Here is a 9,439-nt window from a genome sequence, read left to right as displayed (position 1 = left end):
GAGGATGAGCGCGCACGCTCCTCGTCGGCGATGGTGTAAAGGCAGATGTCGGAGACCCGGCTCAGCGGATTGTCGTGGACGCCGGTGACGGCGATCACCATCGTGCCGCGCTTGCGGGCCAGCTCGGCGATGCGCAAGGTTTCGATGCTGGCGCCGGAATAGGAAAGCGCGAACAGCACATCGCCTGGCCCGAGCGTCGAGACATTGGCCATCTGGACGTGGCTGTCGCTGTCGTGCAGGACATTGCGGCCGAGCTTCATCAGCTTGTAGGAGAAATCGCGCGCCACCAGCGAAGAAGCGCCGACGCCGACCAGATGGATGCGGCGCGCGCCGTCCAGCAATTCCAGCGTCCTGGAGATGATCCGCTCGGTGTTGGCGGCGACGGTCCGCTGTATCGACAGAAGCTTGCTGCCGACCAGCTTCTTTAGGATGACCTGGTAGCTGTCGCCGACCTCGATCGAGCCATGGATGACGCCGGCCGGCACCTGCCATTCCTGCGCCTTGGCCTCGCTGACGGCGAGCTTGAGCTCCTGATAGCTGGCATAGCCGAGTTTCTGGCTGAACTTGACGACGCTCGACTGGCTGCGACCGATCTCGGCCGCAAGTGCGGCCGTCGACAGACGCAGCATCTGGTCGGGATTGTCGACGATGTACCGGCCGATCTCACGATCGCCAGGCGCCATGCCGTCGAGCTTCGCATTGATCCTATTCAGAACGGACACGAGATTCCCTTACGCTTTTCAGGTCGGCAAGCCGCACAGCGTGCCACGATAGGAATAAAATATTCCAATTCTGATTGACAGCCAAGAACGCACAATTAATTCTCGAACCTCATCACACAAGGTTTCGGCGCATGGACAGATTGCGGATCGTCGGCGGACAGAGACTGGAAGGCGCGGTCACCATATCCGGCGCCAAGAACGCCGCCCTGCCGCAGATCGCGGCCGCCCTGCTGAGCCCCCACCCGCTCGAACTGACCAACCTGCCTGATGTGACCGACGTCGAAAACATGCTCGGCGTGGTGCGGCTGCACGGCGCGGAAGTGACGAGGTCAGCGCATACCGCGACGATCGACACCAGTGCCGCCGTTTCCAAGGAGACGTCCTACGACACGGTGCGAAAGATGCGGGCGACCGTGCTTGTCCTTGCGCCGCTGCTGGCCCGGTTCGGCCATGCACGGGTTTCGCTGCCGGGCGGCTGCGCGATCGGCGCGCGGCCGGTCGACATGCATGTTGCCGCACTCGCGGCACTCGGCGCCAGGATCGCCATCGAGAATGGCTCCATCGTCGCATCGGTGCCGAACGGGCTGACCGGGACGCGCATCGTCTTGAGTTCGCCGTCGGTCGGGGCAACGGAAACCGCGATGATGGCGGCGGCCACGGCCAAGGGCGAAACCGAAATCCTCAACGCGGCGCGCGAGCCCGAAGTGGCGGACCTCGCCGCTTGCCTCAATGCCATGGGTGCGCGTATCGAGGGCGCCGGCACGCACCGCATCCTGATCGCGGGCGACACGAGCTGGCATGCCGCCCGGCACGACATCATCCCGGACCGGATCGAGGCCGGCACCTATGCCATCGCCGCGGCCATCACCGGTGGCCAGCTGGAACTGACCCATGCACGGCTCGAGCATATGGCCTCGGTGGTGCAATTGCTGGAAGCAACCGGCGTCAGCGTCTGGCCGGGCGACCGCGGGCTCATCGTGTCACGCGACCGGCCGTTGAAGGCTGTCGACGTCACGACGGAACCTTATCCGGGGTTTCCAACCGATCTCCAGGCGCAGTTCATGGCGCTGATGTGTTGCGCCGAGGGAGCATCGCTGCTGCGTGAAACCATCTTCGAGAACCGCTTCATGCATGTTCCCGAACTGATGCGGCTCGGCGCCAACATCAAGCTGCAGGGAACCACGGCGCTGGTGCGTGGTGGCGCGAAGCTGCATGGCGCACCGGTGATGGCCACCGACCTGCGCGCTTCGGTGTCGCTGGTGCTGGCGGCGCTGGTGTGCGAGGGCGAGACGACCATCAACCGCGTCTATCACCTCGACCGCGGCTATGAGCAACTGGACCGCAAGCTTCGGTTGTGCGGCGCCGACATCGAGCGGTTGAGCGCATGAGCAGTGCGGATTATTTTCTCGGCGTCGATGGCGGCGGGACCGGGTGTCGCGCCCGCATCGAGGACGCGGACGGGACCGTGCTGGGACAAGGCCTGTCGGGCCCGGCGACCACGCGGCTCGGCATCGACGCGGCCTGGGCCTCCATCGCGAAAGCCTTTGGCGCGGCGATCGAAGAGACAGGCTTCGGACCCGCCGAGACAGCCAGGATCCGCGCCGGCATCGGCCTTGCCGGCATCGGCCGCAAGGGTGCGCTGGAGGCGTTGCGGGCGATCGCGCATCCGTTTGCCAGCATCGATTTCGTCAGCGATGGCGTCGGCGCTTGCCTTGGCGCGCATTCCGGCCAGGACGGCGCCATCGTCATTGCCGGCACCGGCTCGATCGGCCTCGGCTTTGTCGGAGGCCGCGACCTGCGTGTCGGCGGTTACGGCTTTCCGATCTCCGACGAAGGCAGCGGCGCCGACCTTGGACTGAAAGCCGTGCAGCTGGCATTGCGCGCCCATGACGGACGGCACGAGCGGACGGCGCTGCTGGCGGAGGTGATGCAGCGCTTCGAGGGCGACCCGATGGCAGCCGTCGCCTGGATGGACCGCGCCAGCGCCACGGACTATGCGGCGCTGGCGCCGATGGTGATGCGCCATGCCGACCAGGGCGATCCGGCCGGGCGGCGCATCGTGCAAGGCGCGGCCGAACAGATCGACACGCTGGTGCGGGTGCTGTTCGAACAAGGCGCGCCGCGCGTCACCTTGCTGGGCGGCCTGTCCAGTGCGCTCGAGCCCTGGCTCTCCCCCGATGTCCGGCGCCGCCTGAAGCCCGCTGACGGCGACGCCGTCTCGGGCGCGATCATCCTCGCCAAGCGGTCCTGCAACGGGCGATAGCGCCCTGCCCCATTTGGAATAATATATTCCATATTCCTGTTGACGTCGCGAATATCAAATTCTAAAAAGTTAACAAACGAAAACAGGGTAGCAGCAAACGGACACAGCGTCCGTGTGCGCTGGCGCCGGTCGGGAGCTCTGCTCAACGCCGGCCATGCAGCACGATTTGAAAGCACTGGAATGACCGAACAAGGGTTGATGTCCGAGCTGGACCGGCTGATTTCCGAGGGCCGCAACCCAAGGACAATGGACATTGACCTGCTGCCGACCATCGATGTGCTGCGCAAGATCAATGACGAGGACGAGGCTGTCCCTGCGGCTGTCGAAAAGGTCGTGCCGGAAATCGCCGCCGCGGTAGACCGCATCGTGCTTGCCTTCCAGAAAGGCGCGCGGCTGATCTACATGGGCGCCGGCACCAGCGGCCGGCTCGGCGTTCTCGACGCCTCGGAGTGTCCGCCGACCTTCGGCGTCCCCGAAGGCATGGTCGTCGGCCTGATCGCCGGCGGTCCCGACGCCCTGGTGCGGTCGACGGAAGGCGCCGAGGACGATCCTAAAATGGGCGCGAGGGCGCTGCAGGAGATCGGGCTCACATCAGACGACGTTGTGGTCGGCATCGCCGTCAGCGGGCGCACGCCCTATGTCATCGGCGGATTGAGCTATGCCAGGCAAGTTGGCGCGGCGACGGTCGCCCTGTCCTGCAATCCAGCCTCGACCATTGCCGGCATCGCCGACATTGCCATCTCGCCGGTTGTTGGGGCGGAAGTGCTCACTGGATCGACCCGGCTGAAATCGGGAACCGCGCAGAAGCTGGTGCTCAACATGCTGACCACCGCCAGCATGATCCGCATCGGCAAGAGCTACCAGAACCTGATGGTCGACCTCAACCCGTCCAACAAGAAGCTGGTCGCCAGGGCAACCAGGATCGTCATGCAGACGACCGGTTGCGCGGCGCAGCAAGCCAAACAAGCGCTCGCCCAGACCGGCAATGATGTGAAGCTGGCGATCCTGATGACGATCACCGGGTTGGGCGTCGAGGAGGCGCGCGTGGCTCTCGGCAAGGCCGGGGGCTTCCTGCGAAAGGCAATCAGCGACACGACGGGAAAGCCGCATGGGACATGACGGCAAAGCCGCATGAGACATGACGGCAAAGCCGCATGGGACAAGACGGCGTGAAGCCGCATAGACTGGGCCGATACTCCAAAGCATGTGTGTCTTGGAAGCGGTCCGCAGAAACTGCAAGGCATCGAGTTCAATCATAATGGGAGACGAGAATGGTTCACTTCACAAGAAAGCTGCTGTCGGGCATCACGCTGGCCGCGATGCTCGGCGTGGCTGCGGTTTCAACGCAGGCGAATGCAGCGACGCTGCATATGGCCTGGTCGCAGGACGCCACCGGGCTTGATCCGCACAAGCAGACGGCCTTTTCGTCGCTGCGGCTGCTGGAGCTGATCTATGAGCCACTGGTGCGGGTCGACGCCAGCCTGCAGATCATCCCCGCTATTGCCACCTCCTGGGAATTCTCCAAGGACGGCAAGGAGCTGACCTTCAAGCTCGATCCCAAGGCGAAATTCCAGGACGGCACAGCGGTGACCTCGGCCGACGTCAAGGCATCGTTCGAGCGCATCCTCGACGAGAAGACGGGCGCGGCCGCCCGCGCCAACTTCCTGTCGATCGCCAGCATCGACACGCCCGATGCGACGACCGTCGTGTTTCATCTGTCGCAGCCCGACGTGCCGATCCTGACGGCGATGAGCGACGTCAACGCGGCCATCGTTCCGGCAAGCGAGATCAAGGCCGGCTCGATCGGCACAAAGGCGGTCGGCTCGGGCCCCTTCAAGCTCGACAAGTGGGACCCCAATGCCAAAGAAGTGCTGAGCGCCAACAAGGATTGGGCCGGCGGCCCGACCGGCGTCGACGGCATCGAGATCAGTGTGCTTCCCGATGAAGCCGCGATCCTGGCCGCCATGCGTACCAAGCAGATCGATTTCGCGCTGCTCAACGACCCGCTTGTCGCCACGCTGGTGCCGAAGGAGGCCAGCCTGCAGCTGAACCGCGTGCCGGTGCTAGCCTATCACGTGCTGCAGCTCAATCCGTCACGCAAGCCGATGACCGAGCTCAAGGTACGCCAGGCCATGTCCTGCGCCATCGACCGGCAGGAGGTGCTCGACACCGCTTCGCTCGGCGAAGGCAAGGTCACCGGCCCGTTGACCATCCCGGCTCTAGCGACCGATCCGAGCCAGCTGTTCTGCTACAAGCGCGATCTCGAAAAGGCCAAGAAGCTGATGGCGGAAGCCGGCTATGCCGACGGCTTTTCGGCGACGGTGATCGGTGCCACCGGCGAGCCGCCGACGGCGGCGGCGGAAGCCCAGGTCATCCAGTCGCAGCTGGCCGAGATCGGCGTCAAGCTCGACATCAAGATGATGGAGCTCAACGTCTATGTCGACGCCTGGCTAAAGGGCGACTTCGACATGGCGATCGCCCTCAACGGCGGCCGTGCCGACCCCTACACCATGTACAACCGCTACTGGACCAAGGCAGGCAATTTGCAGAAGGTGGCCAACTACATCGACGACACGCTCGACAGCCAGATGCAGAAGGGCCGCGCCGAGACCGATCCGGCGGCGCGCAAGGCGATCTTCGCCGAGTTCGAGAAGCACCTCGCCGAGATGTCGCCGTGGATCTGGCTCTACACCTCGTACAGCTATACGGCGCAGCAGAAGAACATCGCCGGGTTCGTACCGACGCCGACGGGCACGCTGTTCAGCCTGAGCAAGGTGACCATCCAGCAGTAGCCGGCGGCCTTGGACGAGAGGACTTCTTCGCGTGAATTATCTGATGCGACGACTGGCGACGTTTCCTCTCGTCCTGCTTGGCGTGTCCATCCTGGTCTTCGTTGCGATCCGGATGGTGCCGGGCGATTCGATCACGGCAATGCTGGGCACCGAGGCGGGCCTGCTGACGCCGGCGCAGCGTGACTCGCTCGCCGCCTATTTCGGCATCGACCAGCCCTGGTTCGTCCAGTACTGGCGCTGGATAGGCGGCATCCTGCACGGCAATCTCGGCATCTCGGTCACCTATGGCCGGCCGGTGCTCGACGTCATCGTCGAGCGCTTCCCGCTGACGCTCGAGCTGGCCATCCTGTCGATGATCATCGCGCTTGCGGTTGGCATGCCTGCCGGGATCTTTGCCGCCACGCACAATGAGAAACTGTCCGATCTCGGGGTGCGCATCGTCGCCATGCTCGGCCAGTCGACACCGAGCTTCGTGCTTGGCCTGCTGATCATCTACACGCTGTCGGCCGGCTTCGGCGTGCTGCCGGCGATGGGCGAATTCGCGCCGCTCTGGCAGGATCCCTTGCGCAATCTCAGCCAGCTGATCCTGCCTGCCATCACGCTCGGTTTCGCCTTCGCAGCCTCGGTCACCCGCATATCGCGTTCGGCCATGCTCGACGTGCTGAGCGACGACTATGTGCGAACTGCGCGCAGCAAGGGCGCCTCGGCGCGCAGCGTCATCTGGCGGCATGCGCTGCCCAATGCGCTGATCCCCGTCGTCACCCTGAGCGGCATCGAGTTCGGCTATCTCCTCGGCGGCGCCGTCATCGTCGAGCAGATCTACGCTCTGCCCGGTCTTGGGCGCATGGTACTGGATGCGATCCAGCAGCGCGACTATGCGCTGGTGCAAGGCGCCGTGCTGTTCATCGCCTTCAACTTCATGATCGTCAATCTCCTGGTCGACCTCGCCTATGTCGCGCTCGATCCGCGCATACGGCTGGGAGAGCCTTGATGCGCATCCTGCGCGCCATCTTCGGACATGGCAGCGGCCGCATCGGCGGCATCATCGTCGGCGTCTATCTGTTGGTCGCCATCCTCGGCATGCTGGGGCTGACGCCGCACAATCCCATCACGCAGTACCGGGTCGACCGGCTACATGCACCCAACGGCGCCTACTGGATGGGTACCGACCTGTTCGGCCGCGACGTCGCCAGCCGGCTGATGGCGGGCGTCGGGCAGTCGTTCACGGTCGCCTTCTTCTCGGTCGCCTTCGCGACCCTTGCCGGCACCATTCTTGGGCTGGCCGCCGCCTGGCTCGGCCGCCGCTGGGACGGCCTGCTGATGCGGATCATGGATGTGCTGCTGGCCTTTCCGGCAATCCTTTTGGCGCTGCTCATCGTCACGGTCGCCGGGCCGGGCACATGGACCAGCGTCGTTGCCATCGGCATCGTCTACACGCCGATCTTCACCCGCGTCGTGCGCGGCCCCGCTTTGTCGCTCAAGGCGCGCGAATTCGTCGACGCCGCGCGCACCTTCGGCAGCAGTTCGAGCTACATCGTGACCCGCCATCTGCTGCTCAACCTGGTGGCGCCGTTGACCGTCCAGGTGACGCTGGCGCTGGCCTGGGCGCTGCTGACGGAAGCCGGCTTGAGTTTCCTGGGGCTCGGCACGCAGCCGCCCGCCGCCTCGCTCGGCCTGATGCTGAGCGACAGCCGCAATCTGATGGAGACCGCGCCGTGGCTGATGATCTTCCCCGGTCTGGYGATCATGATCAGTATCCTCGGCTTCAACCTGCTTGGTGATGCCTTGCGCGACATCCTCGACCCGAAGATGCGGAGGGCGCGGGCATGACCCCGCTGCTGTCCGTATCGGATCTGCGCGTCGGCTTCGGCCGCAAGCCGCAAGCCAATGAGGTGGTGCGCGGCGTCAGTTTCGACCTTGCCGACGGAGAGACACTGGCCATTGTCGGCGAAAGCGGCTCGGGCAAATCCGTCACCGCCTTGTCGATCAACCGTCTCATCGATTTCGGCGGCGGCCGCATCACTGGCGGTGCGATGAAGCTGAGGCGGGCCGATGGCAGCGTCTTCGACCTGATGAGCGCCACTGAACCGCAACTGACCGGCATTCGCGGCGCCGAGATCGGCATGATCTTCCAGGAGCCGATGACCTCGCTCAATCCGGTGCTGACCATCGGCAGGCAGATCGAGGAATCGTTTCGGCTGCACGGTGGGCTGACCGGCCGGCAAGCCACAGCGGCAGCCAAGGATGCGCTCGACCGCGTGCGCATTCCCGACGCCGCGCGGCGGCTGAAATACACGCCAAACCAGCTGTCCGGGGGAATGCTGCAGCGGGTGATGATCGCCATTGCGCTGGCCTGCAATCCGCGCCTGCTCATCGCCGACGAGCCGACGACGGCGCTCGACGTCACGGTGCAGGCGCAGATCATGGCGCTGCTGGCCGAGTTGAAGCGGGAAACCGGCATGTCGATGATCTTCATTACCCACGACATCGGCCTGGTCGCCGGCATCGCCGACAGGGTGATGGTGATGCAGAACGGGCAGGCCGTTGAGCAAGGCGAGTTGAACCAGATCCTCGATCGTCCGCGGCATCCCTACACGCAGCATCTGCTGCAGGACGTGCCGCATTTCGCCAATGGCAGCGCGACGCGCGCCGACGGGCAGCGCGACACGGCTGCAAGCAAGGAACCGGCCTTGAAGGTGGATAACCTGGTTGTACGATTTCCCCTCAAGAGCAGCTTCTTCAGCCGCGCCACAGGCGCGGTGCATGCCGTCGATGGCGTCGATTTCGACCTGATGCCCGGCGAGACGCTGGCCATTGTCGGCGAGAGCGGTTCGGGCAAGTCGACCACCGCGCGCGCCGTCCTCGGGCTGGTGCGCTCAACACGCGGCAGCTTCTCGGTAGGCGCCCGAAAAGCTTCGGCAGAGCAGAGCGCCCTGCCCGTGCAAATGGTGTTCCAGAACCCCTATGCCTCGCTCAATCCAAGGCTCAGCATCGAGAGCATCCTGGCCGAGCCGGTGATCGCCACCGGCGGCCGGGTGAATGCCGAGACGCGGGCCAGGATGGCAACCCTGCTGGAGCGCGTCGGCCTGCCGAAGAACAGCCTTGAACGCTACCCCCACGAATTCTCCGGCGGCCAGCGGCAAAGGCTGTGCATCGCCCGCGCGTTGATGCTCAACCCTTCTGTGGTCGTTCTCGATGAAGCGGTGTCGGCGCTCGATGTTTCGGTGCAGGCCAAGGTGCTGGAGTTGCTGGTCGACCTGCAGCGCGAGTTCGGGCTGGCCTATCTGTTCATCTCGCACGACATGGCCGTCGTCGAGCGGATCGCGCATCGGATCGCCGTCATCTATGCCGGCCAGATCGTCGAGATCGGCGACGCGACCTCGGTGCTGTCGAAGCCGCAGCATTCCTATACGAAGAAGCTCATCGCCGCCGTTCCGACCATCGACCGGCGCCACGAACATTTCGAACTCGACACCCGCCAGGTCCCCTCGCTGGTGCGCCCGCAGGGGTTCGAGCCGGCGCCGGCGAGATGGGAGCAGTTTGGGGCTGATCATATGGCGAGGGCGGAGGCGTGATGGATTGTGCCCGGAAATACGCGAGATCTGCGGGACAGCACCCCCCTCTGTCCTGCCGGACATCTCCCCCGCAAGGGGGGAGATCGG

The 9,439-nt window shown here is 64.8% G+C and carries 8 protein-coding genes; 7 read left to right on the top strand and 1 reads right to left on the bottom strand.

The window, feature by feature from the left end; all coding sequences use genetic code 11:
• On the bottom strand, positions 1 to 722 hold a 722-nt coding region (locus tag ACXJ7R_RS16925), incomplete at its 3' end, for a MurR/RpiR family transcriptional regulator (protein ID WP_457152842.1).
• Between the two features lie 131 nt (positions 723 to 853).
• On the opposite strand from ACXJ7R_RS16925, the gene murA reads away from it, so the two are divergent.
• The 7 genes from murA (at position 854) to ACXJ7R_RS16890 (ending at position 9,352) form a co-directional block, all read left to right on the top strand.
• Complete coding sequence (gene murA, locus ACXJ7R_RS16920; protein ID WP_457152841.1) at positions 854 to 2,110, top strand: UDP-N-acetylglucosamine 1-carboxyvinyltransferase; 1,257 nt, start codon at positions 854 to 856, stop codon at positions 2,108 to 2,110.
• Positions 2,107 to 2,985 (top strand): BadF/BadG/BcrA/BcrD ATPase family protein, encoded by an 879-nt coding sequence (locus tag ACXJ7R_RS16915; RefSeq protein ID WP_457152840.1) that lies wholly within the window; start codon positions 2,107 to 2,109, stop codon positions 2,983 to 2,985. The genes murA and ACXJ7R_RS16915 overlap by 4 nt, the downstream gene beginning before the upstream one ends.
• 180 nt (positions 2,986 to 3,165) lie before the next feature.
• Complete coding sequence (gene murQ, locus ACXJ7R_RS16910; protein ID WP_457152839.1) at positions 3,166 to 4,104, top strand: N-acetylmuramic acid 6-phosphate etherase; 939 nt, start codon at positions 3,166 to 3,168, stop codon at positions 4,102 to 4,104.
• Between the two features lie 152 nt (positions 4,105 to 4,256).
• Positions 4,257 to 5,777 carry an ABC transporter substrate-binding protein gene (locus ACXJ7R_RS16905; RefSeq protein WP_457152838.1) on the top strand — a complete coding sequence of 507 codons (1,521 nt, stop codon included), beginning with the start codon at positions 4,257 to 4,259 and terminating at the stop codon, positions 5,775 to 5,777.
• Positions 5,778 to 5,808: 31 nt separating this feature from the next.
• Positions 5,809 to 6,768 (top strand): ABC transporter permease, encoded by a 960-nt coding sequence (locus ACXJ7R_RS16900; protein ID WP_457152837.1) that lies wholly within the window; start codon positions 5,809 to 5,811, stop codon positions 6,766 to 6,768.
• Entirely contained in the window at positions 6,768 to 7,607 is an 840-nt protein-coding gene (locus tag ACXJ7R_RS16895; protein ID WP_457152836.1) for an ABC transporter permease, read from the top strand. Before ACXJ7R_RS16900 ends, ACXJ7R_RS16895 begins: the two co-directional genes overlap by 1 nt.
• A complete protein-coding gene (locus ACXJ7R_RS16890) occupies positions 7,604 to 9,352 on the top strand; it encodes an ABC transporter ATP-binding protein (RefSeq protein WP_457152835.1) in 1,749 nt (582 codons plus the stop codon). Before ACXJ7R_RS16895 ends, ACXJ7R_RS16890 begins: the two co-directional genes overlap by 4 nt.
• Positions 9,353 to 9,439 lie beyond the last annotated feature (87 nt).

This window comes from Mesorhizobium sp. P5_C1 (assembly GCF_054049815.1).
Note: the sequence above shows the minus strand (reverse complement) of the source record. Positions and strands in the feature narration are given on the sequence as shown.

Bases quoted from the DNA above. Each gene is read 5' to 3' on its own strand.
- murA (WP_457152841.1), top strand. From the start codon at position 854: ATGGACAGATTGCGGATCGTCGGCGGACAGAGACTGGAAGGCGCGGTC.
- ACXJ7R_RS16915 (WP_457152840.1), top strand. From the start codon at position 2,107: ATGAGCAGTGCGGATTATTTTCTCGGCGTCGATGGCGGCGGGACCGGG.
- murQ (WP_457152839.1), top strand. From the start codon at position 3,166: ATGACCGAACAAGGGTTGATGTCCGAGCTGGACCGGCTGATTTCCGAG.
- ACXJ7R_RS16905 (WP_457152838.1), top strand. From the start codon at position 4,257: ATGGTTCACTTCACAAGAAAGCTGCTGTCGGGCATCACGCTGGCCGCG.
- ACXJ7R_RS16890 (WP_457152835.1), top strand. From the start codon at position 7,604: ATGACCCCGCTGCTGTCCGTATCGGATCTGCGCGTCGGCTTCGGCCGC.